The sequence below is a fragment of the Acidovorax sp. T1 genome (assembly GCF_002176815.1).
Lineage (GTDB): Bacteria > Pseudomonadota > Gammaproteobacteria > Burkholderiales > Burkholderiaceae_C > Acidovorax.
In genome coordinates this window covers 351,340-373,774 of the sequence record NZ_CP021648.1, presented here as the reverse complement: position 1 = coordinate 373,774, position 22,435 = coordinate 351,340, and the positions used below count along the sequence as shown (strand labels likewise).

21 protein-coding genes and 1 pseudogene are annotated in these 22,435 nt (G+C 65.1%); 12 read left to right on the top strand and 10 right to left on the bottom strand.

Annotation, left to right across the window (positions count from 1 at the left end; all coding sequences use genetic code 11):
* Positions 1-41 precede the first annotated feature (41 nt).
* Positions 42-596, bottom strand: coding sequence for a hemerythrin domain-containing protein (locus tag CCX87_RS01755; RefSeq protein ID WP_087743286.1), 555 nt, complete (start codon positions 594-596; stop codon positions 42-44).
* Between the two features lie 476 nt (positions 597-1,072).
* Positions 1,073-1,591, bottom strand: a complete 519-nt coding sequence (locus CCX87_RS01750; protein WP_232476459.1) for a MarR family winged helix-turn-helix transcriptional regulator — start codon at positions 1,589-1,591, stop codon at positions 1,073-1,075.
* 103 nt (positions 1,592-1,694) lie between these two features.
* On the opposite strand from CCX87_RS01750, the gene CCX87_RS01745 reads away from it, so the two are divergent.
* From CCX87_RS01745 to CCX87_RS01720, 6 genes are all read left to right on the top strand, one after another.
* The gene (locus CCX87_RS01745; RefSeq protein WP_087743283.1) at positions 1,695-2,870 is read left to right on the top strand and encodes an FAD-dependent monooxygenase; all 1,176 of its coding nucleotides are present in this window, start codon (positions 1,695-1,697) and stop codon (positions 2,868-2,870) included.
* A 29-nt stretch (positions 2,871-2,899) separates the two neighbouring features.
* Entirely contained in the window at positions 2,900-3,979 is a 1,080-nt protein-coding gene (locus CCX87_RS01740) for a cupin domain-containing protein (protein ID WP_087743281.1), read from the top strand.
* Between the two features lie 37 nt (positions 3,980-4,016).
* Positions 4,017-4,721, top strand: a complete 705-nt coding sequence (locus CCX87_RS01735; protein WP_087743279.1) for a fumarylacetoacetate hydrolase family protein — start codon at positions 4,017-4,019, stop codon at positions 4,719-4,721.
* An 11-nt stretch (positions 4,722-4,732) separates the two neighbouring features.
* Positions 4,733-5,377, top strand: a complete 645-nt coding sequence (gene maiA / locus CCX87_RS01730; protein WP_087743278.1) for a maleylacetoacetate isomerase — start codon at positions 4,733-4,735, stop codon at positions 5,375-5,377.
* 30 nt (positions 5,378-5,407) lie between these two features.
* Positions 5,408-6,376: a Bug family tripartite tricarboxylate transporter substrate binding protein gene (locus CCX87_RS01725; RefSeq protein WP_087743276.1), complete on the top strand. Its 969-nt coding sequence runs from the start codon at positions 5,408-5,410 to the stop codon at positions 6,374-6,376.
* Between the two features lie 199 nt (positions 6,377-6,575).
* Positions 6,576-7,274 (top strand): LuxR family transcriptional regulator, encoded by a 699-nt coding sequence (locus CCX87_RS01720; protein WP_087748122.1) that lies wholly within the window; start codon positions 6,576-6,578, stop codon positions 7,272-7,274.
* Between the two features lie 289 nt (positions 7,275-7,563).
* On the opposite strand, the gene CCX87_RS01715 is transcribed toward CCX87_RS01720, so the two are convergent.
* From CCX87_RS01715 to CCX87_RS01705, 3 genes and pseudogenes are all read right to left on the bottom strand, one after another.
* The gene (locus CCX87_RS01715; protein ID WP_087743189.1) at positions 7,564-9,123 is read right to left on the bottom strand and encodes a transposase; all 1,560 of its coding nucleotides are present in this window, start codon (positions 9,121-9,123) and stop codon (positions 7,564-7,566) included.
* 108 nt (positions 9,124-9,231) lie between these two features.
* A pseudogene (locus tag CCX87_RS01710) lies at positions 9,232-10,524 on the bottom strand (dihydrolipoyl dehydrogenase family protein); the annotation flags it as partial.
* Between the two features lie 230 nt (positions 10,525-10,754).
* Positions 10,755-11,639 (bottom strand): LysR family transcriptional regulator, encoded by an 885-nt coding sequence (locus tag CCX87_RS01705; RefSeq protein ID WP_087748120.1) that lies wholly within the window; start codon positions 11,637-11,639, stop codon positions 10,755-10,757.
* Positions 11,640-11,746: 107 nt separating this feature from the next.
* On the opposite strand from CCX87_RS01705, the gene CCX87_RS01700 reads away from it, so the two are divergent.
* Together CCX87_RS01700 and CCX87_RS01695 are read left to right on the top strand one after the other, a co-directional pair.
* Entirely contained in the window at positions 11,747-12,169 is a 423-nt protein-coding gene (locus CCX87_RS01700; RefSeq protein WP_087743274.1) for a hypothetical protein, read from the top strand.
* An 81-nt stretch (positions 12,170-12,250) separates the two neighbouring features.
* Positions 12,251-13,075: a sulfite exporter TauE/SafE family protein gene (locus tag CCX87_RS01695; protein ID WP_232476458.1), complete on the top strand. Its 825-nt coding sequence runs from the start codon at positions 12,251-12,253 to the stop codon at positions 13,073-13,075.
* A gap of 14 nt (positions 13,076-13,089) precedes the next feature.
* Here CCX87_RS01695 and CCX87_RS01690 read toward each other — a convergent pair whose 3' ends face one another.
* Complete coding sequence (locus tag CCX87_RS01690; protein WP_087748118.1) at positions 13,090-14,016, bottom strand: LysR family transcriptional regulator; 927 nt, start codon at positions 14,014-14,016, stop codon at positions 13,090-13,092.
* Positions 14,017-14,194: 178 nt separating this feature from the next.
* On the opposite strand from CCX87_RS01690, the gene CCX87_RS01685 reads away from it, so the two are divergent.
* Genes CCX87_RS01685 through CCX87_RS01675 form a run of 3 tightly spaced genes read left to right on the top strand, consistent with a single transcriptional unit; the run spans position 14,195 to position 17,432 of the window.
* Positions 14,195-15,286: a 4-oxalomesaconate tautomerase gene (locus tag CCX87_RS01685; RefSeq protein ID WP_087743271.1), complete on the top strand. Its 1,092-nt coding sequence runs from the start codon at positions 14,195-14,197 to the stop codon at positions 15,284-15,286.
* Between the two features lie 37 nt (positions 15,287-15,323).
* Positions 15,324-16,328, top strand: coding sequence for a Bug family tripartite tricarboxylate transporter substrate binding protein (locus tag CCX87_RS01680; RefSeq protein WP_087743268.1), 1,005 nt, complete (start codon positions 15,324-15,326; stop codon positions 16,326-16,328).
* A 42-nt stretch (positions 16,329-16,370) separates the two neighbouring features.
* Positions 16,371-17,432 (top strand): porin, encoded by a 1,062-nt coding sequence (locus CCX87_RS01675; protein WP_087743266.1) that lies wholly within the window; start codon positions 16,371-16,373, stop codon positions 17,430-17,432.
* A 433-nt stretch (positions 17,433-17,865) separates the two neighbouring features.
* On the opposite strand, the gene CCX87_RS01670 is transcribed toward CCX87_RS01675, so the two are convergent.
* The 4 genes from CCX87_RS01670 to CCX87_RS01655 form a co-directional block, all read right to left on the bottom strand.
* A complete protein-coding gene (locus CCX87_RS01670; RefSeq protein WP_087743264.1) occupies positions 17,866-18,303 on the bottom strand; it encodes a universal stress protein in 438 nt (145 codons plus the stop codon).
* A 97-nt stretch (positions 18,304-18,400) separates the two neighbouring features.
* Complete coding sequence (locus tag CCX87_RS01665; RefSeq protein ID WP_087743262.1) at positions 18,401-19,168, bottom strand: 2OG-Fe dioxygenase family protein; 768 nt, start codon at positions 19,166-19,168, stop codon at positions 18,401-18,403.
* A gap of 91 nt (positions 19,169-19,259) precedes the next feature.
* Positions 19,260-20,534, bottom strand: coding sequence for a glucarate dehydratase family protein (locus tag CCX87_RS01660; RefSeq protein ID WP_087743261.1), 1,275 nt, complete (start codon positions 20,532-20,534; stop codon positions 19,260-19,262).
* 38 nt (positions 20,535-20,572) lie between these two features.
* Positions 20,573-21,553: a Bug family tripartite tricarboxylate transporter substrate binding protein gene (locus CCX87_RS01655; RefSeq protein ID WP_087743259.1), complete on the bottom strand. Its 981-nt coding sequence runs from the start codon at positions 21,551-21,553 to the stop codon at positions 20,573-20,575.
* Positions 21,554-21,659: 106 nt separating this feature from the next.
* Between CCX87_RS01655 and CCX87_RS01650 the strand changes: the two genes are divergently transcribed.
* Positions 21,660-22,340, top strand: coding sequence for a GntR family transcriptional regulator (locus CCX87_RS01650; RefSeq protein ID WP_087743257.1), 681 nt, complete (start codon positions 21,660-21,662; stop codon positions 22,338-22,340).
* The last annotated feature ends 95 nt before the right edge of the window (positions 22,341-22,435 follow it).

The following is a 22,435-nucleotide window of genomic DNA, read 5'->3' as shown; positions in this document are numbered from 1 at the left end:
AGGCTACGGGCGGCGAGCAATCAACGGGATGGTTGCCAACCTCATGACCCCCTGAGCCCGCGACGCGCCGCCATCACCACATGGCGGGTATGCAGCGCCAAGCCCAGCTCAGCCAAGTCGGCGCTGTGGCGCCCGAGGATTTGCTGGGCCAGCGGCAGCAGGCGGTCTTCCTCGAAGCGGGCGTGCGCCTGGTAACGGCCCACCAGTTCCTGTGCGGCGGCGCTGTCGAACTTCACGTCGGCTCCCTTAGCGACTTTCTCCAACTGCGGCTCCAGGTCGAGCCAAAGCTCCTCGATGCGGCGGTGCTCGGCCGTCAGCCTTTCCACCATGGCCTGCACCTCCGCGCGTTCAGCGCCTGGCACGGCATGCCGCAGCACTGCGGGGAACAGGTCTTTTTCCTCTTCCTTGTGGTGATCGAACACAGCGCCGCGGAAGAAGGTCAGCGTCTCGCGCGCGATCAGGCGGGCACGGGCCGCGGGCTCCAGCAAGGCAGACAACTCACCGAAGGTGTTGAGGTGCGAAATGATGCCAGCGTGGCAGTGCGAGAAGTTGCCCAGGGGCGAGACATCGGCGGTGGGGGCCAGGGTTTCAGTCATTGTGTGCTCCAGGAAATGTGGGCGTCTGTGGCACAGCGCCACAGGGATCACTCTAGGCACATTCGGTCTGCACATAGTCGCTTTAACAACCATTTTTGATCTGAATCAAAAACCGACAGACAAGGCCAGCGCGTCGGTCGAGCGGGACTACGAATACGTGCGAAAGGGATCGCCCCATTTGTTCGTGACGCTCGAGCCGGTCGCGCCAAAGAGGAACATCTCATCGTCTGCGCCCCCAATCACCGGGGGCGAGACGGACTTTGTAGGCTTCGTCCAGACCAGCATCACCAACACACATGCGACGGAACGACGGTGCACGACACACTGCACGAACTGAGGCGGCGGAGGCCGCCCCCAGAGTTCCTGATAGATCGACCGACCAGTCGATCACAGGGCTTCAAGAATCCTAAATTCGTGAATGACCCTTATCAGAGGCGCCGTGTCGGTACCTATGCTTTGCTAACTGGACTTCAGAATCACGGTCCGTCCACACCCGAGGCCGCAGCCCCCGGAGGAATCAGTTTGACCATCGAAGCGCGGGCACTGTGCTCCAAGTCATCGCAGAGCCGCTCGAGCAAACCCAACAATTGAGCCTGCGCGGTCGGATCAAGGGGCGACATCAACCGCTCATACGCTCGAGCGGCCCCTGCTGCTGCCCGCTCACGCAAGGAACGTCCCTCGTCGGTCAGACAGAGCGTCATCCGGCGTCGACCAGAAGGACACGGCACGCGAGTCAGCAATCCCCTCGCTTCCAACACTCTGACGATGTGCAAGGTCGTCACCTTGTCGTGGCCGAGCGCTTTCGAAAGCGTGACTTGGTCGATGTCTTTCGCATAGGAAAGCACGCAGAGGATGCCGTACTGGGGCGGGGTGAGATTGAATTCCCTGCAGTACTGCTCAAACAACCCGACAGACAGTTGATGAGCTCGCCGCAGCAGAAAACCTGGGCGCTGATAGATCTGGTCCTGCGGAGCCAGCATGGAATCGGATGTCATAAGGGTTAACACTGATAGTTAACTAATCACATGACAGACTAGCATGCGCGTCTTGTTAGTGTACTAACCAACTGTCATATTGCAAAGCTATTAAGGAGCAACTATGGAAATCACGTTGATCGGTGCCGGCATCGGCGGATTGGCTGCCGCCGCGAGCCTGATCCGGCACGGGCATCGTGTGCGCGTGTTCGAGCAGGCACCGGAACTCGGCGAGGTCGGTGCAGCGGTGCAGATGAGCGCCAACGCGGTCAAAGTGCTCTACGACCTCGGACTCAAGCCCACCCTGGAAACCCTGGGCGTCAAGCCCGCGTCCTTTGAATTCCGCCGTTTCGACGACGGTGAGCTGCTGCACGAAATCAAGCTCGGTCCAGCGCATGAAGCCGCGCACGGCACGCCGTACTACCAGATCCATCGAGTCGACCTGCACGCGGCCCTGCTGGACGCGGTCAAGGCGCTGGACCCGCAAGCCGTGCGGCTGGGCGTGCGCGCCCAGGAAGTCCGCGAGACGGGCGACCATGCCGAGGTTCTCTTCAGCGATGGATCGACAGCGCGTTCCGATCTGCTGGTGGGCGCGGACGGCATCAAATCGGTGGTACGCCAGCACGTCGTAGACGCCGAGCCGCCGGTGTTCACGGGCCAGGTTGCCTGGCGTCTCAGCATTCCCACCGAGCGTATTCCCGAGAACCTGCGTCCTCCCGTCGTCTCCTCGATCTGGTGCGGTCCGAAGAACCACGCGGTGATGTACTACATGCGCGCCGGCAAGTTGCTGAATTTCGTCGGCTGCGTCGAGCGTCCCTGGGAAGAAGAGTCCTGGACTGCCCGTCAGCCCTGGAGCGAGCTCGACCAGGACTACGCCGGCTGGCATCCCATCGTTCGGGCGGCCATCGAGCATGTCGACCGGGACCAGTGCTTTCGGTGGGCACTGAACAACCGCAAGCCAGTGCTGACCTGGAGCACGCCGCGCGTCACGCTGCTGGGCGACGCAGTACACCCGACCCTACCGTACATGGCCCAGGGCGCGGCCATGGCGATCGAGGATGCCGCCGTCCTGGCCCGAGCCCTGGATCTGGGCAAACCGCTTGCCGAGGCCCTGCGCGTCTATGAGCAGCACCGCGCGCCCCGCGCTGCCCGGGTCGTCAACGAATCGACCGAGATGGCCGACCTGTACCACATCGCCGATGCGAACGAGATGCGCCAGGCGTTCCGCGACCGCAACATCGCAGCCTCCCGCAACAACTGGCTCTATCCCTACGACCCGCTGACGGTTCCCCTGGAATAAGCCGCCGCCATATCCCACTGGAGCAAGAAATGCAAGAACTTGGACGCCTCGAAGACCTGCCGCAGGACTACCGCGATGCCTTGACAACCCAGAACCTGGTGCCTCTGTGGCCCAGCCTGCGGGGGGTGCTGCCTCCCAAGATTCCCACGCGCAACACCCGGCCGACCTGCTGGCCTTATGCGCAGTTGCGCCCCTTGCTGCTCAAGGCCGGTGAACTCACGCCCATCGAGAAGGCCGAGCGACGCGTGCTCGTGCTGGCCAACCCCGGGCACGGCCTCGAAAAGATGCAGGCCAGCGCGGCCATCTACCTGGGCATGCAACTGCTCATGCCAGGCGAATGGGCACCCTCGCACCGCCACACACCCAACGCGGTGCGCATGGTCGTCGAGGGTGAAGGCGCCTACACGACGGTTGACGGCGAGAAATGCCCGATGAGCCGCGGCGACCTGATCCTCACCCCGACCGGCATGTGGCACGAGCACGGCCACGACGGCGACCAACCGGTGGTGTGGCTGGACGTGCTGGACCTGCCTCTGGTCTATTACATGGAAGCGAGCTACCACATCAACGGCCCCAGGCAAGAGGTTCTCGACGGACAGGGCGACAAGTCCTGGAGCCATGCCGGCGTGGTGCCCACGTCCAATTTCGTGCGCTCGGACAAGCCCTATCCGCTGCTGCGCTACCCCTGGGAAAACACGCGAAACGCGCTACTGTCTCTCGCCCAGGACCAGCCCGGCCTCGACTGCGTGCAAGTGACGTACGTGAACCCGGAAACCGGCCGTGACGCCGAGAACCTCCTGGGTTTCTACGCGCTGATGCTGCGCCCGGGCCAGACACTGCAACTGCCTGCCCGCTCGCCAGCGATGGTGTTCCATCAGATCGAGGGCTCCGCCGAGGTGAGCGTGCTGGATGCCGTGTTCGCGCTGGCCCAGGCCGACACCTGCTGCGCCCCCGGCTACAGCGAGGTTGTCCTGCGCAACCTGTCCGCCACCGAACCCGCGTTCCTGTTCATCGCCGACGAGTCGCCACTGCACAGAAAGCTGGGCGTCTACGAGGTCCGGGACAGCGCGGCATCGACGTCGGTCGGTTCTCACCCCGCCGGACGCTGATATTTCCATTTCGAACTCACTTTTCTTGCCAGACCACATGTCTTTCGCCATCACCCCCATGCCCATCGTCGGCGTCCCCATTGCCGGCACCTCCGACCTCTTCCCGGTACGCCGGGTCTACTGCGTGGGCCGCAACTACGCGGCGCATGCACGCGAGATGGGCTTCGACCCCGACCGTGAGCCGCCCTTCTTCTTCTGCAAGCCCAACGACGATGCCTCCATCGTGCCGGTGGCTGCGGGCAGCACTGCGACCATCCCCTACCCACCGCTGACGCAGAACTACCACTACGAGGCCGAGCTGGTGGTGGCCATCGGCAAGGGCGGCCGCGACATCGCCGCCCAGGACGCAGCAGAACACGTCTACGGCTATGCCGTGGGCCTGGACATGACGCGGCGCGACCTGCAGATGGCTGCGCGCGAAAAGGGCCGTCCCTGGGAAGTGGGCAAGGCCTTCGACTTCTCTGCGCCGATCGCCCCCATCACCCGCCGCGCCGACGCGGCCGGCGTGAACCAAGCGAGCATCGTGCTCGAAGTGAATGGCGCTGTTCGCCAGCAGTCGACCATCGGACATCTGATCTGGTCGGTGGACGAGGTCATCGCGAACCTGTCCACGCTCTTCACCCTGCAGCCCGGCGACCTGATCTTCACTGGCACCCCCGAAGGCGTGGGCGCCGTCACCGCTGGCCAGACGCTGGTCGTGAAGATCGACGGCCTCACACCGCTGTCGGTGCGAATCGACTGAGGAATCGAACCGTGCAGCTTCATGGCTATTTCCGCAGCTCGGCCGCGTACCGCGTTCGCATCGCACTCAACCTCAAGGGTCTGCCTTATGACAGCCTGCCGGTTCACCTCACACGCGGCGGCGGCGAGCAGCATGGCGACGCCTATGGCGCCCTCAACCCCGAGCGCCTGGTGCCCACACTGGAGGACGGCGACACACGGTTGACCCAGTCGCTCGCGATCATGGAGTACCTCGAAGAGCAATACCCCGACACGCCGCTCCTGCCTTCCAGCGCGGCCGATCGTGGCTGGGTGCGTGCCATCGCCGCCCAGATCGCCTGCGACGTTCATCCACTCAACAACCTGCGGGTGCTTCAATACCTTGAGAAGACGCTGGGGGTCAGCGCTGAACAGAAATCGGCCTGGATCGCCCACTGGATCACACAGGCATTCGATGCACTGGAGACACGTCTGGCACGCGACGGTCGCAGCGGCCTGTGCTGCTTCGGCGACACGCCGACCTTCGCCGATTGCTGCCTGGTGCCGCAAGTCTTCAGCGCGCGCCGCTTCCAGGTGCCACTCGAACCCTATCCCAACATCGTTCGAATCGACGCCCACCTGGCCACCCTTGCGGCTTTCCAGCAAGCCGCACCAGCAGCGCAACCCGATGCGGAATAGACACCAGGACATTCACAAGGAGACACCCACATGTTCAAAAAATGGATGAAGGCGCTGCTGCCCGCGGCAGCGATGTGCTTGGCCGCCACGACGGCATCCGCTTGGCCGACACAGCCCATCACGCTGGTCGTGCCATACACCCCGGGCACCGGCATCGACCTGATCGCACGCCAGCTCGCGGCCCATCTGCCCGCGGTCCTGAAGCAGCCCGTGGTCGTGGACAACGTAGCAGGTGCCAGCGGCAATATCGGCAGCGAGAAGGTTGCGCGAGCCAAGCCAGACGGGCACACCCTCCTGGTCCAGGTCAACACGCTGGTCATGAACAAGAGCCTGTACAAGACGCTGTCCTATGATCCCGTCAACGACTTCGCGCCGGTCGCTCAGACGTCATGGGGCACGCTTCTGCTGGTGACCAACCCGAACGTGCAAAAGGCCAACTCGGTCAGCGACGTGGTGAGCGCAGCCAAGTCGAAGCCCGGACAACTGACCTACGCCACGCCTGGAGTCGGAACGCCTCACCACCTGTCGATGGCCCTCTTCCTCCAACGCAGCAACTCGGACATGCTGCACGTCCCCTACAAGGGCACCGCAGGCGCGGTCACCGATTTGCTGGGAGGCCGCATTGACTACATGTTCCTGCCAGTGCACGTCGCGCTGCAGCATATCCAGGCAGGCAAACTGAAGGCGATCGCGACAGGCAGTGCCACCCGCCTGCCGCAACTCCCGAACGTCCCGACCCTGGCTGAGGCCGGAGTGACCGCTGACAACATCGACATGTGGTACGGCGTGCTGGCGCCGAAAGGGACACCGGCTGACGTGATCGCGCGTCTCAATCAGGAAATCTCCAAGATCCTGAAGCAACCAGACATCGCAAAGGCGTTCGAAGCGCAAGGCATGGTTCCCGCCACCTCTACTCCGGCTGAATTCGGCGCCTTGGTTGCCAAGGACGCACAACGCTGGGCTGACGTGGTGAAGAAGGGAAACATAACGGCGGACTAGGCGGGCAACCCCTCCGTCACAGCGAAAAGCGGCGGCGTGCGTCCAAAGGATGCCGCCGCCTGTGTGTTGGAGAGGGCCTGCCAGCACGCCCAAGTCATCGGCTGTGTGCCCCCTGCTGTCGCTCCGATGCCGGCGCTGCAGGCCATCCCGGATTGGCGCGGTCAAGTGGCCACGCCACGCTTTGCGTTTGGAGGTGTTCGTGACCTGGGCAGATGAGCTTCTTCGCGAAATTGATGAGGTGAACAACGAGAACGTTCTGTTCGCAACGGTGGCGCGTGCCGCTGGGGAACTGGGTTTCGACTACTGCGCTTACGGAATGCGGGTTCCCGTACCGGTCACGAACCCGAAGACTCTCATGCTCAACAACTACCCGAAAGCATGGCAAGGGCGTTACGCGGAGAAGAAGTACCTTGACGTCGATCCGACAATCCTCTTGGGTCGCCAATCGCAACAACCGATCGTTTGGAGCGACAACGTCTTCGCGAAGACACCTGACCTTTGGAACGACGCCCGCGATGCGGGCCTGCGCGTCGGTTGGGCAAAGTCCATCCTGGAAACCCCATGCGTCGGAGGCATGCTGACCCTGGCGAGATCAGGCAAGCCGTTGACGGTCAATGAGTTGGCCGCGAAGGAGCACCGCATGCGCTGGCTCGCGAATACAGCGCACCAGGGTTTCCGGCGAATCGTGGCCGCGCGGTGGAACATCTCGCTGTCCGTCCGCGAAAGAGACGTGTTGCGCTGGGCCGCCGACGGCAAGACAGTCGGCGAGACTTCCGAAATCATGGAGATCTCGGTCGCGACAGTGAAGTTCCACACCCGCAACGCAGCGGAGAAATTGGGCACCATCAACCGCACCGCCACGGTCGCTCGCGCCGTCGTGATGGGATTGCTGGCCTGACGCCTTGATACCTGTGCTTCGCAAGTGGGATGATCGCGATATCGTTGGACCGTCGCAATCGAAAGGGGATGCCATTGGAAAAGGTTGAGACACGGATAGGCGTTTTAACCGCATGAGGCCAAGTATCGCACCGCGGAAGCGCCATCAAGCCGGCTGAGACACTCGATTTTCCCGCCCAGGTGTCAGGTTCACCACCAGGGTTTGGCGTTCAGGAGAGTGATTTGCGGCGCTCGGCGTGTACCGGGCGCAGAGCCAGTTCGCGGCAAGTCAAAATCGCCGCTTTGTTCATTCACCAACTGATGCGCTGATCGACCTCAAAGTCCGGTGCCGGTTGCGCCGCTAGGTCCCAGTCTGCTGGCTCGGTTTGCGCCCCGTCATCCATCTGCGCATCACTACAGTCATCCCACAGCGGTGGCCCGCGCGCCGGGGAGATGCGGGGTGGCTCTGAATCTGCCCCGATGTGGTCCAGGATGTGCCGGATGTCAGCGCTGTGCGTAATGAACGCGATGATGCGCATATGCCCGCCACACAGCGGACACAAGAGGGGGAACACCTCGTAGATGCGGGCGATCAGCACCGCCCACAGGTAGTGCGCTGCACGCTTGGGCAGCACCGGCTCGCTCTGGGATGGCAGCGCGCTGCTCATCGGTACCACACCAGGCGCGCACTCCCCCGTGCTGATCGACGCGCCCAGCACGGGAGCGGCTTGCGCCGGTGTCGCCAGCGCCGTCACCGCAGCCCTGAGCGGCGAGTTGGGTGCCAACACGCCAAAATAGCGGTGCCGGTGGGTGCGTGGCGGGGGAACCAGCGCGGCAATGCGGTCGATCAGCTCCAGCGGTGTGAGGTGCAGCTCATCAACCTTGGCACCGCGCTTGTCGCTGGTGGGTTCGCTGCGCTGCTTGCCGCAGCGGTACACCAGTTTGCTTCCCTCTTTGCGCAGCCTGTCCATCGCAAAGGGTGGGCGGGCGCAATAGCGCAAGAGCCGCTCAAGGCCTGGACGGTCGTGGGATTCAATGCACACCCCGGCATCCACCGAGAAACCGCTGTGTTTGTACCCCAGCATCTCTTTTGCCTCGAAGTTCTCCAGCAGCCCACGGCCCACAAAGGCGCGCAGGATACGTTTTTGCAGTGTGGTCTGCACTTGTGCCACGGGTGTCGCATCGATGCCGGTGGCAGGGTGGAATACGACACCTGACGCAGAGACTTGCATTGCGGCATCAGCGCTGCCCTCGCCTGCCACCTCCTCAAACACCCCGTCCACCACACAGACGTGGAAGTGGACGTGTTCGTTCAGGCTGGAGCCGAACCTGTGGATGAAGGCCACTGCGCCGATGTGCAGGCTTTCCTTGTCTGCATTGGCCGCGCCAATGCAGTGCGCCTGCAGGCTTTGCGCAATCACCCGCAGGAAGATGCGCAGCACCATATTGAGCACTGGCCCGTCGCGCTGCATGAAGTAACGAAGCCGCTTGGGAACCGACAGCACCCACTGGCGCACCGGCAGGCGGGGGAATACGTGATCGTTCAGGTGCGCTGCTGTCTCCACCATGCGCCGGGTGGTGCACGAGGGGCAGACTCCCCGGCCTTTGCAGGAGAAAGCGACGAAGTAGTCGTGCCCACAGTCGCCGCAGCGAGCGCGGGCAAAGCCATGGGCAAAGATGCCGCACTCAAGATACTTGGCAAACGCTTTGCGCACGAAGGGCTTGGGGGTGTGGTGGTCGCCCTGGCCGTCGAACTGACCCGCGCTGGCCAACTCTAGCCAGGTCTCGTAGTGCTCGGCTACCGTTTGGTACAGCAGCGTGCGTTCGGGGTGGCGTGGGTTGTAGAGCTTGGGCTTGGAAGTGGCTGACATGAATGCTGTACAAATGCACAGTATTCTGCGGCGATTGTTTGGGTACGCAAAGCACAAGGCCCGAACCGTCGCCAGTTCGGGCCTTGTCAGGGTAGCTTGGCTGCGGACTTACTTGCGCGCAGGCGGCACATCCGTGCAGCTGCCATGCGCCACTTCCGCCGCCATGCCGATGCTCTCGCCCAGCGTCGGATGCGGGTGGATGGTCTTGCCGATGTCGACAGCGTCCGCACCCATCTCGATGGCCAGGGCGATCTCGCCGATCATGTCGCCCGCATGCGTGCCGACCATGCCGCCGCCCAGGATCTTGCCGTGGCCCCGGCCAGCATGGCCGTCTCCTGATCCTGCTTCGGGGCTGTCGTCGAACAGCAGCTTGGTGACGCCTTCGTCGCGGCCGTTGGCAATGGCGCGGCCCGAGGCCGCCCAGGGGAACAGGCCCTTCTTGACCTTGATGCCCTGCTGCTTGGCCTGGTCTTCGGTCAGGCCCACCCAGGCCACTTCGGGGTCGGTGTAGGCCACGCTGGGGATCACGCGGGCGTTGAAGGCGGCGCTGGCCAGTTCCTTGTTGCCCTGCAATTCGCCGGCGATCACTTCCGCCGCCACATGCGCCTCGTGCACCGCCTTGTGCGCCAGCATGGGCTGGCCCACGATGTCGCCGATGGCGAAGATGTGCGGCACATTGGTGCGCATCTGGATGTCCACGTTGATGAAACCGCGGTCCGTCACAGACACGCCGGCCTTGTCGGCAGCGATCTTCTTGCCGTTGGGGGTGCGGCCCACGGCCTGCAGCACCAGGTCGTAGGTGCCTTCGCTCTTCGTGCCGTCCAGGCCCTCGAACTGCACCTGGATGCCTTCGGGCGTGGCCTGGGCGCCCACGGTCTTGGTCTTGAGCAGGATGTTGTCGAAGCGGTGCTTGTTCATCTTCTCCCAGACCTTGACGAGGTCGCGGTCCGCGCCCTGCATCAGGCCGTCCATCATCTCGACCACGTCCAGGCGGGCGCCCAGCGTGCTGTACACCGTGCCCATTTCCAGGCCGATGATGCCGCCGCCGACGATGAGCATCTTTTGGGGCACGCCCTGCAGCGCCAGTGCGCCGGTGGAGTCCACCACGCGCGGATCGTCGGGCATGAAGGGCAGGCGCACGGCCTGGCTGCCAGCGGCGATGATGGCCTTCTTGAACGCCACCACCTTTTTGCTGCCGGTCTTGTCCTGGCCGGTGCCGGTGGTTTCTTCCACTTCGAGGTGGTTGGCACCCACAAAGGCGCCGTAGCCACGCACGATGGTGACCTTGCGCATCTTGGCCATCTGGCCCAGGCCGCCGGTGAGCTTGGCGAACTCGCGCATCTCCTCGAACTCCGACGCATTGATCACCGCACCGTCCTTGACTGCCCCCGGATAGTCGACAGCAAGGTAATCGAGCAGTTGCCAGATGCGGCGGACATCGGCCTCGCCCGCATGTGCCGCGGCAGCAAGGGACAGCATCAGCGCACAGACAAGCGAAGCGCAGACCCGAAACCACGATGGAAACACCATAAAACGAGACTCGTAAAAGATAACGATTCTAGTTTCGATTGCAAAAGCCTGGTGTCAACGCGGCGGCCCGCTGCAAGCAGTCCGGCGCTGGCAAGGCCGCGTCATGCGCCCTGCGCCGCAGCCACGATCTGCCGCACCAGCGGATGATCGCGCCCGCGGCGCGACCAGATCGCATGCACTTCCTCGTGCAGATCAGGGCATTCACCCAGCAGGCGCAGCCCGCGCACCAGGCCCACGTCCTTGGCGCCGAGCTCGCTCACGGGGAACACCCCCAGGCCGCGCGCGGCGAATACCGCGAGCAGCGCGCTGTCTTCGAATTCACCCACGATGCGCGGCTGCACCCCGAGGTCCTCGAACCAGCTGTCGAGCGTGGCGCGCAGCGGCGAATGGGCCGTGGGCAGCAGCACGGGCAGATCCTGCAGCGACTGCGGAAAGCGCTCGCGCGTGGACTTCCTGACGAGTGAGGCCGGGCCATACCAATGCAGCGCCGAGCGCGCGATGCGTTCGCTCGACAAGCGCTGGTTCACATTGCGCGGCGCGGCCTGGCCCGCGAGCACCACATCGAGTTCATGCAGCGCCAGCTCGGACAGCAGTTCGTCGAGTTCGCCTTCATGGCACACGAGGCGCAGCCGGGGCGTCGCGAGTATCGGCTCGAGCAAGGCATGGGCCGCGAGCTTGGAAATGCCGTCGGACAGCCCTACAGACAGGCGCGCGAGCGGCGCGCTGCCGGCGGCGCGCACTTCCTCGGCAATGCCCTGGCCCAGCGCGAAGATCTCTTCGGCGCGCGCATACGCGGCCTGTCCGGCCTCGGTCAAGGCGACGCCGCGGCCCGCGGGCTTGAGCAGCTGGTGGCCAAGGTCCTTTTCGAGTTCGCGCACCTGCACGCTGATGGTCTGCACGGCCATTCCCAGGCGGTCGGCGGCGCGCGCAAAGCCGCCCTCCTTCGCCACCAGCCAGAAATAGTAAAGATGGCGGAAATTCAGCAAAGTCGTCATTTCGTAAAAACCGAATACCTGATTCGGCTGAAGCTGGTGTTTTCCAAACAACGATTTGGCCATACTTTCACATTGCCATTTTCAGAATTTCCCATTCCATGTTTTACGCACTTGCCTGGTTTCTCTCGTTCGCGCTGCTGGCGCTGTGGTCGCTGGCCTGCTGGGGCCTGCACGCAGTCACTGTATGGGCCGTGGCCAGCGCGGGCGCCCTGGCCGGCGGCGGCGCCGCGCTGGGCGCGTCGCTGTGGCCCGAATGGATCAACCTCTGGATTCCGCCGGAGCTGGCCCAGGCCCTGCAATCCATGATCGCCTCGCTGGGCCCGATGGTGCAGGCCGCGCTGGAAACCGTGCCGTTCCTGTCGGGCGCCGTCTCGGTGCTGGCCTGGGTGATATGGGGTCTGGGCGCGCTGACGCTGCTGGCCCTGACCATCGGCGCCCATGTGCTGATCGCCGTGCTCAAGCGCCGCCGCCCCGGCAATGCGCGCGTGGCCGGCCACGCGGACGCAGCGCCACTGCGCTGACATCGCCGGCAGCTGCGCTACAGTGAGCCAAGCGCTGGACCACCGTCCAGCGCACTTGACTACCTGCCGGAGAGCGCTGCCGTGAACCTGGATATCGCATTGATCGTGATGCTGCTGACCATAGGCCTGGGCAGCGGCTTTCTCGCCGGCCTGCTGGGCGTTGGCGGCGGCATGGTGCTCGTGCCCTGCCTGGTGTTCATTCTCGGCAAGCAGGGCGTGAGCGGCGACATCGCCATCAAGATGGCGATCGCGACCGCGATGGCGACCATCCTGTTCACTTCGCTGTCCAGCGTCTGGGCACACCACCGGCGCGGCGCCGTGCGCTGGCGCATCGTGCGCGGCCTGGTGCCGGGCATCGTGGGCGGCGGGCTGCTGGCCGGCGCGGGTGCGTTCACTTTCATCAAGGGTCAGGCGCTGGGCCTGTTCTTCGCCGCCTTCGTCGGCTACTCCGCATGGCGCATGTTCAAGGGCGCGGCAAGAACGGCCAGCGCGCGCCAGGACGTGCATGGGCCGCTGGGCCTGAGCGCCATGGGCGGCGCCATTGGTTTCATCTCGGGGCTGGTGGGCGCGGGCGGCGGTTTCCTGTCGGTGCCCTATATGACGCGCTGCAACGTGCCCATGCACCAGGCCATCGCGACCAGCGCCGCACTCGGCTTTCCCATCGCCGTGGCGAATGTGCTGGGCTATGTCGTGGGCGGCTGGGGCCTGCCTGCCCCGGCGGCCGGCAGCTGGGGATATTTCTATCTGCCGGCGCTGGTGCTGATCGTGCTGTGCAGCGTCTGCACCGCCCCGCTGGGTGCACGGGCGGCGCACGCGCTGAACGTGGCAGCGTTGAAGAAGGTTTTTGCGCTGCTGCTGGCCAGCCTGGCGACCTATATGCTTTACACGAGCCTGTCGGGCGGCTGAGCGCCGGGCCGCGCCTACTCGGCCCGCTTGGGCGAGCGGCGAATGCGCGCCGAGCGCGTCTCCACCAGCAGGTCGTACAGTTGCTGGGCCGCGGGTGACAGCGACCTGCCACGGCGCTTGATCAGGCCCATCTGGCGCGTGACGATGGGCTCGACCAGCGGAATGCTCACCAGCGTCGGGTGGTCCTTGCCCGGCATCGCCAGGCTGGGAACAGCGGCCACGCCCAGACCGGCCTCGACCAGTCCCAGCAGCGTGGTCACATGCTTGGCCTCATAGAGGCATTGCGGCCGGTCGGGCACATTCGCCAGCGCCAGGTCCATCAGCAGGCGGTTGCCCGAGGTCTTGCCCACCGACATGAAATCGTGCTGACCGAGTTCGGCCCAGGTGACTTTCTTGCGCCTGGCCAGCACATGGTCGCGCCGGCAGGCGGCGACAAAGCGCTCGGCCAGCACGGGCTTGAACTCGATCTCGGACTCCTGGCTACCGATGAAGTTGAGGCCGAAATCGGCATCGCCTTGCGCCACGGCCACCAGCACTTCGTTCGCACTCGCGTCGTGCACCTTCACGCGAATCCGGGGAAAGCGCTCGTGGTAGCGCTTGACCACCTGCGGCAGGAAGTAATAGACGGCCGAAGGCACACAGGCAATCGTCACTTCGCCCATGCGCCGCGCGGCCACATCGCCCAGGCCCATCAGCATGCCGTCGAGATCGTCGAGCCAGACGCGCGTCTTGCGCGCGAAGTCGCGCCCCACGGCCGTGAGCGTCACGCGGCGCGTGGTGCGATCGAGCAGGCGCACGCCCAGTGCTTCTTCCAGCTTGTCGATGCGGCGGCTGAACGCGGGCTGGGACAGATGGATGGACTCGGCCGCGGCGCGAAAGCTCTGCAGCTCGGCTACGGCCGCGAAGGCCTGGATGTCACCGAGGTCGAATTTATTGTTCATGGCGATCGCTTTCAAGGCATTTCTCTGATGCATGGGATGCATCAAACGTTGAGAACATTGCAATTCACGCAGGCGATTTCACCATGTAAATGGGCTGGAAGGCTATTGCGCCTGGCGCATCAATCATTGCCAACAATGCAATTCACAGAAGATCGCAAGCGTCGCACCATGCGAACCCATGAGCTACAACCTTCCTTGCGTACTGATGCGTGGCGGCACCTCCCGGGGTCCGTTCTTCCTCGCCGACTGGCTGCCCGGCGACCCCGCGGCGCGTGACCGCACGCTGATCGCGGCACTTGGCTCGCCCCACGAACTGCAGGTCGACGGACTGGGCGGCGGCAACTCGTTGACCAGCAAGGTGGCGATCGTCTCGAAGTCGGTGCATACCGACTGCGACGTCGACTACCTGTTCGCCCAGGTCAGCGTCGAGGAGGCGCGCGTCGACACCCGGCCCAACTGCGGCAACATGCTCGCCGGTGTCGGCCCGTTCGCCATCGAGCAGGGGCTGGTGCCCGCCGCGGCCGACAGCCCGACCACGACGGTGCGTGTCTACAACGTCAACACGCGTTCGCGCATCAATGTCCAGGTCTGCACCGCCGGCGGGCGCGTGCAGTACGACGGTGACGTGCACATCGACGGCGTGCAGGGCACGGCCGCACCGGTGCTGATGAACTTCCTCGACGCCTGGGGCGCGGTCACGGGCCAGATCTTCCCCACGGGCCAGCGCGTGGACACCATCCAGGGCCTGCAGGTCACCTGCATAGACGCCGCGCAGGTGATGGTGCTGGTGCGCGCCGCCGACCTGGGCCTGCGCGGCGACGAGACGCCGGCCCAGCTCGACGCCGATACGGCACTGCTGGCCAGGCTCGAATCGCTGCGCCGCGAAGCCGGACTGCGCATGGGCATGGGCGATGTCTCGAACAGCGTGCTGCCCAAGCCGGTGATCGTGTCGCCGGGGGCGCAGGCGGGCAGCGTGGTCTCGCGCTACTTCACGCCGCTGCGCTGCCACCGCTCGCATGCCGTGACCGGGGCCATAGGCGTCGCCGCGGCCCATGTGCTGCCGGGCACGGTGATCACCGACAGCTTCCAGGCCGCGAGCGCGGGCACGCGCCGCGTCGAGGTGCTGCATCCCGCGGGCCGCATTCATGTGGACGTCGAACTCAGCGAAGTCGACGGCCAATTCAAACTCGTGCAGGCCGCGCTGGTGCGCACCGCACGCAAGATCCTGGAGGGCACGCTGTACGTTGCAGAACACGCATTGACCGAATGATTCCAAGACTCAAGCCTTCCAAGACAGGAGACAAAAAATGAAAAAATCCAACGCCTATTCCTCGTGCCTTTCGCGCCGTTCACTGCTGGCCTCGGCCGCGCTCATCGCCGCCTGCGCGCCCTGGCTCACGCCCCTGGCCCACGCGGCCTTTCCCGAAAAGGCCATCACCCTGGTCGTGCCCACGGCTGCCGGCGGCGGCAACGACGCCATGGCGCGCGTCGTGGCGCAGAAGATGTCTGGCCTGCTGGGCCAGCAGGTGATCGTCGACAACAAGGCGGGTGCCAACGGCGCGATCGCGGCCGAACATGTGGCGCGCGCCACGCCCGACGGCCACACCATTCTTTTCGGCTACATCGGCACGCACGGCATGAGCCCGGCGCTGCAGAAGCTGCGCTACGACCCGATCACGCAGTTCGAGCCCATAGGCATGGTCAGCTATTCGGCCACGCTGATGGTGGTCAACCCCAAGGTGCCGGTGAAGACGGTGGCCGAACTGGTCGCACTGACCAAGGCCAAGCCCCAGGACTACAACTACGCCTCGGCCGGCAACGGCACGGCGCCGCATTTCACGGCCGAGATCTTCAAGCTCGAAAGCGGCGCGCAGATGGCGCATGTGCCCTACCGCGGCGCGGCGCCCGCGATGAACGACACCATGGCCGGCCAGACCCAGGTCATGTTCCCCAGCCTGTTTTCCGCCTATACCCATGTCAAGAGCGGCAAGCTGCGCGCGCTGGCGATCGCCGGCTCCAAGCGCTCGTCGCTGCTGCCCGATGTGCCTACGCTCGCGGAAGCCGGCATCAAGGGCGTGGAAGTCACGCAGTGGTACGCGATGTTCGCGCCGGGCAAGACGCCGCGCCCCGTGGTCGACCAGCTCAACAAGGCCCTGAATGCCGCGCTTGCCGACAAGGACGTGGTGCGCCGCATCGAGGAGCAGGGCGCGGTGGTCGACAGCAGCACCCCCGAGCAGTTGGGCCAGACCGTACGCCAGGAGATCGCCAAGTGGAAGGGCGTGGTGCTCAAGGCCCAGCTCACGCCCGATTGAAGACGCTGCGCCATTTCACATTTCAACAAGAGGGAGACAAGAATGAAAACCATAGCCACGCTGTGCGCCCTGCTCGCCAGCACCTGCGTCACGGCGCAGACCAGCAGCGTCACGCTGTACGGCATCGTTGACCTGGGCGCGCGCCACGGCAGCGGCCTGACGGCCGGCAACGCGCCCGCGGCCGCTTCGACCAGCAGTCTGGGCAGCGGAATCAATACCACCAGCCGCTGGGGAATCCGCGCCAGCGAAGACCTGGGCGGCGGCACAAAAGCGCTGTTCCAGCTGGAAAGCGGCATCAACGCCGACACCGGCACATCGGCCAACGCCAGCAAGTACTTCGACCGCGCATCATGGGTCGGGCTGCAGGGCGGCTGGGGTACGCTGGCACTGGGCCGCCAGACGACCACGCTGGCCGACGCGGTCTCGCCCGTCGATCCGCTGGCCATGCGCTTTGCGGGCTTCAACCCCAGCATCGGCGTGGCGGCGCTGAGCCAGCATGGCCTGGGCATCCAGTTCGGCAGCGCGGGCTCGACTTCGGGCTCGTACCGTCTCGACAATTCGCTCAAATACACGGGCCGCTGGGGTGGCCTGACGGCGCGCGCCATGCTGGGTCTGGGCGAGGTCGCGGGGCAAAGCGGCGCGCTGTCGTCACGCGGCCTGGGCCTGGCCTATGCGGCCGACGGCTTGACGGTATCGGGCGCGTTCCAGACGTTCAAGGACCTCAACCAGCGCGAGCTTGATGGCGCGACGCTGGGTGCGGCCTACCAGTGGGGCAAGCTGCGGCTCGCGGCCAATGCCGGGCGCAGCAAGGCCGAAACCGCGGCCAACCAGCACACCGTACAGCGCATGCTGTCCGCGGGCGCGACCTGGGCCGTGAGCGGTCAGACCGAACTCACGGCCGCCTACTACAAGGTGGACCGCACGCGCACCGGCGCCGCCGACGACGGCTACGGCCGCCTCGTGGCCTTTGCCGAATACAAGCTCTCGCGCCGCACCAAGCTCTACGCCGAGGTCGACAACACGCGCTGGCGCCATGGCTTCCAGGGCGCGGCCAACAAGGCGCGCGCCACGGGTCTGTCGGCGGGCATGGTGCATTCGTTCTGAGTCTGTTGGCGGGTGCCGGCCTCACGGCTTGAGCGCAGGCCGTTCATCCTTCGACCCGGCCGGCGAGGCAGGCTCTCAAGAAACAGCTTTTTTCAAATAAATCAATGACTTAGAAGGCGGTCTATTGGGACAAACAGCGACGAGCGCTTCCAAACCGTTCGTGGTGAGCTTCCCTGGCCGGGCGCGTCGCACCATGAACGCCCCGTCCTCATGACTTGAGCGCGGGTCGTTCATCCTTCGACGCGGCCGGCGAGGCAGGCTCAGGACGAACGGGGGATAAAGCCCGCTGTTTCTTTTTGACGCCTTGCGAGACCTCGGCTTGCTTACCTCGCTCAGGACGAACGGGGGATTTAGGCCCGTTGTTGCTCCCAAACCCCCTGCCCACAAAAAAGCCGCTGTTCCCAGCGGCTTTTTCATGGGCGCAACGCCGCCATCAAGGCTTGACGACCAGCACCGGGATATGGACCGAACGCAGCACGCGCTGGGTCACACTGCCCAGCATCAGCTTTTCGAGGCCGCGGCGGCCGTTCGAGCCGATGACGATCAGGTCGGCGCCCGTATTCTCCACCACGCGCACGATGCCTTCATGCACCGCATGGCCCTCGCCGACCACGGTATTCACCGCCAGGCCGGATTCGTCCATGATCTTGCGCACGGCTTCGAGCGCTGTGTTGGCTTCGGCCGTGGCCGCGCTCAGGTACTGGGCCTGGCCGTAGGCGAAGTCGGCGCCCACGCCGGTGAAAGGATAGGGATCGACCACATAGACAGCGGTCACGCTGCTGCCGAAGACCTTGGCCAGTTCAGCGGCCTTGGAGACCGCGAGCAGCGATGTGGACGAGCCGTCGACCGGAACCAGAATGTGCTTGAACATAATGTCTCTCCTCTAGATGAACACGACAGGCCGCAGCGCGGGCCCAATGACTGCAGTGTGGCATGCCACCAGGCCGCAGGCATTGATAGTTGTCAAGTCACGCGGGTTCATCGAATTGCGCGCCCTGAAAACCACCGCGGCGGCAGGTGACCACCAGCGTATCACGATAGCCGCCATCTGCCACGGGCTGAATGGGCGTGGTCTCATGGATCATGCGCGCGTCGTCGAGCAGCATCAGCGACCAGGGTTCGGTCAGCGTGAAGCGCTGGCCTTGCGGTCCCGAAGCTTCGAAAACGCGGGTCTCGCCGCCTTTCACGTTCTCGCGGCCGACCAGAAACACCGCCACCAGATCGACGCCGTCGCGGTGCGCGCCTTCGGGCGTGGGCCGGCCAATGCCGTGCTGGGTATCGATGCGGAACTGGTGCGATTCGATGAACCAGGGCGCGGGCGGCGCGTGCAGGCGAAACACCTGGTCCGACAGGTGACCGAGCTGTATCAGCAGCTTGCGCCATGCGGGCTGGGCCACGACATGCTCATGCATGGGCGCGAACATGCGCAGCATGCCGCCGTGCAGCGCGTTGTACTCCACCGGCTGCCAGTGCGCGCGGTGCGCGACCTGCTCCAGCTGCCCGTCCTCGGCGATGAAGCACGAGTGGCGGCGGCGCCGGTAACGACCGCCGTCCTTGAGATGCTCGTCGGGCGGCAGATCGGACCAGTCGTCGGCCAGCGTCTGCAGCTGCGCCGGCGTCGCACCGATCCAGGCCGCGACGTCGGCGGGAGACAAAACGGCATACCCCTGGCTGCGCAGCTGGCTGGCCGCCTGGTCGGGGTGGATGTACGGGGGTGGAAAAGTGACGTTCGTCATAGATTCCCGAGCTTAACGCCGCGGCCCGGGTGCTGGCGCCAACGCCCCACACTTTTTTGCGCCAACGCAAGCGCCCAGCCCGAGCGCCGGGTCAAAAGCGCGGCGTCTTACCTGTGAACGAGGGGTCGTAACGCCGCATCTGCTGCAGATCGTCGCGATTGCGCACGCCGCATTCCAGATACTGCGCATGCAGCGTGGCCAGCGCCTCGCGGTCCAGCTCCACGCCCAGGCCAGGCGTCGTGGGCACGACCACCGAACCCTGCTCGAAGCGTATGCGTCCGCCCTTGACGACTTCCTCCTCCTGCCAGGGATAGTGGGTGTCGCAGGCATAGGTCAGATTGGGCACGCTGGCCGCGACATGGGTCATGGCCATCAGGCTGATGCCCAGATGCGAGTTCGAGTGCATCGACATGCCCAGGCCCCAGAGCCGGCACATGCGCGCCAGCGTCTGCGTGGCGCGCAGGCCGCCCCAGTAATGGTGGTCCGACAGCAACACCTTGACCGAGCCCATCTCGCAGCCCTTGCGGAAGTCTTCCATGGTGGTGATCACCATGTTGGTCGCCAGGGGCAGCTTGGTGTGCTTTGCCAGTTCGGCCATGCCTTCGAGACCGGGAGTCGGGTCCTCGTAGTACTCGAGGATTTCATCGAGCGCGGGTGCGGCGGCGATGCTCGCGGCCAGCGACCAGTTGGCGTTCGGGTCCAGGCGCAGCGGCAGCCCCGGAAAGGCCTTGGCCAGCGCCTGCATGCAGGCCACTTCGTGTGCTGGCTCGAACACCCCGCCCTTGAGCTTGATGCTCTGGAAGCCATAGAGCCCGATCATGCGCCGCGCCTGCTCGACGATCTGTTCGGGGCTGATGCCTTCGCCCCAGGCGTCGGGCGCATAGGGCTGGCCGATATGCTCCGCATATTTGAAGAACAGATAGGCGCTGTAGGGCACCGACTTGCGCACCGCGCCGCCCAGCAGGTCGACCACGGGGGCGCCGACGATCTGGCCTTGCAGGTCGAGCATGCCGACTTCGAAGGTGCTGATCACCTTGGGCGCGTTCTTGGCCGCATGCGAGCCTGGCGCCAGCTCGAACTCCACTGCACCGGGCACGGCCGTGATCGTGGCGCGCACGCGCTCCTCCATGGTGTTGAGCGCAAACGGCGACAGGCCGATCAGCAGTGGTCTGGCCTGCTCCAGCACCTTGAGCATGGGCTCGTCGCCATAGGTCTCGGAGATGCCTATGCGGCCGTCGCTGGTCTCGATCTCGACGATGGCCCGCAGTGCCCAGGGTTCGTGGATTCCGGCCGCGTTGAGCAGCGGTCCGTCGCGAAAAGCGATGGGAGTTATACGGACGTGGGTGATGGTGATGTCGCGTGCCATGGTTCTGTGGTGTCTCGGTTGCTGTGTCTGTCCAAGCGTTACTCGGTGGTGGCTCCGGTCTTGCGGACCAACTCACCCAGGCGCGCCATGTCGGCCGCTGTCACGGCAGCGAGCTCGGCCGGCGTGCTGCCCACCACCTGCATGCCGAACTGCGTCTCGAGCTTGCCCTTGAGTTCCGGCGACTTGAGGGCCTTGACGACTTCGGTGTTGAGCCGGGTCACGACATCCTTGGGCGTGCCCTTGGGGGCGTAGACCGCCTGCCAGGACACCAGATCCAGGCCCGGGAAGCCCGCTTCCGCCGTGGTGGGCACATCGGGGGCCAGAGGCGAACGCGTCTTGGTCGTCACGGCGAGAAACTTGAGCTTGCCGGCCTTGACCAGCGGCAGTCCGGCGGTGAGCTGGTCGAAAAGAAAAGGTACATTGCCCGCGGCCACGTCCTGCAGCGCCTGCGGGCTGCCCTTGTAGGCGATGTGCTGCATGGGCACCTTGAGCAGTTCGGCCATCTGCGCTCCGGTCAGATGGGTCGAGGTGCCCGCGCCCGACGAGGCATAGGAGGCTTTCTCCGGGTTCTTGCGGATCCATGCGACCAGTTCCTGCACGGTGTTGATGCCCAGCGAACTGTTGACCATCAGCACGTTGGGCACATAGGCGATCAGCGTCACGGGCTCGAAGTCCTTGACCGGGTCGTATGGCAGCTTCTTGTAGAGCGCGGAGTTGATCGCATGGGTGCTGATCGTTCCGCCGATCAGCGTATAGCCATCGGCCGGCGAACGCGCCACGGCCTGCACGCCGATCGCACCGCCCGCGCCCGGGCGGTTGTCGATCACCACCGACTGCTTGAGCGCCGCGGACAGCTCGTGGCCCACCATGCGCGCCACCACGTCGGTCGATCCGCCGGGGGCAAAAGGCACGACCCAGGTGATGGGCTTGGCCGTGGGCCAGTCGGCGGCATGGGCGGCGGTGGCGAAAAGGCAAAGGCTGCTGCAGGCGGCAGCAACCAGGGCAAGGCGACGGTGCATGGATTTGTCTCCGGGAATTATTGAAATGCAGGCCAATTGAAGCACTAATGTATTAGCGCGTCAATGCTGCAAGACCTTAAAATCAAGGCCCATACAGCGACACCCGATGAAGACAATCCACAAGCTCGACCGCACTCGCCAGGCCGCCCCGCAGGTTTTCGGATGGCTGCGCGAAGCCATCATTTCCCTGGAGCTCGCGCCAGGCACGCCCCTGTCACGCGCCGAAATCGCCGAACGCTTCGAGCTGAGCCAGACGCCAGTGCGCGATGCGCTGATGCAGTTGCGCCAGGAAGGTCTGGTCGACATCTTTGCCCAGCACGCCACGCGCGTGAGCCGCATCGACCTGCCTTCGGCCGAGCAGGCGCAGTTCCTGCGCTGCGCGATCGAACTGGAAGTGGTGCGCACGCTCGCGCTGGCCGGCGACAGCGCGCTGCACGCACGCCTGCGGTCCATGGTCGATGTCCAGGCGGCGCTGGCCACCAGCGGCGCCGAGGAGTTCATCGCCGCCGACCAGGCCTTTCACCGCACCATGTACGAAGCCGCGGGCGCCCCCGATCTGTACGAGCTGGTGCGCCGGCGCAGCGGCCACCTCGACCGGCTGCGCCGCCTCGACCTGCCTTCTGCCGGCAACGCCGAGCGCGTGGTGCGCGACCACCGCCGCATCGTCGAAGCCCTGGCCAGCGGCGCGCCCGACGCCGCCCAGGCCGCGCTGCGCGCGCATCTGTCGGGCACGCTCAGCCGCGTCTCCGACATCCGCCAGCGCCATCCCGAGTACATCACCGACTGAGACTGCCAGGCGCAGAGGCGCTTACACGTTTCCCGCGCAAGCTCATGCGAAAAGCTTTGTTCCCCGCGCAGGCCATGCTTCCTAAAGTGCAGATC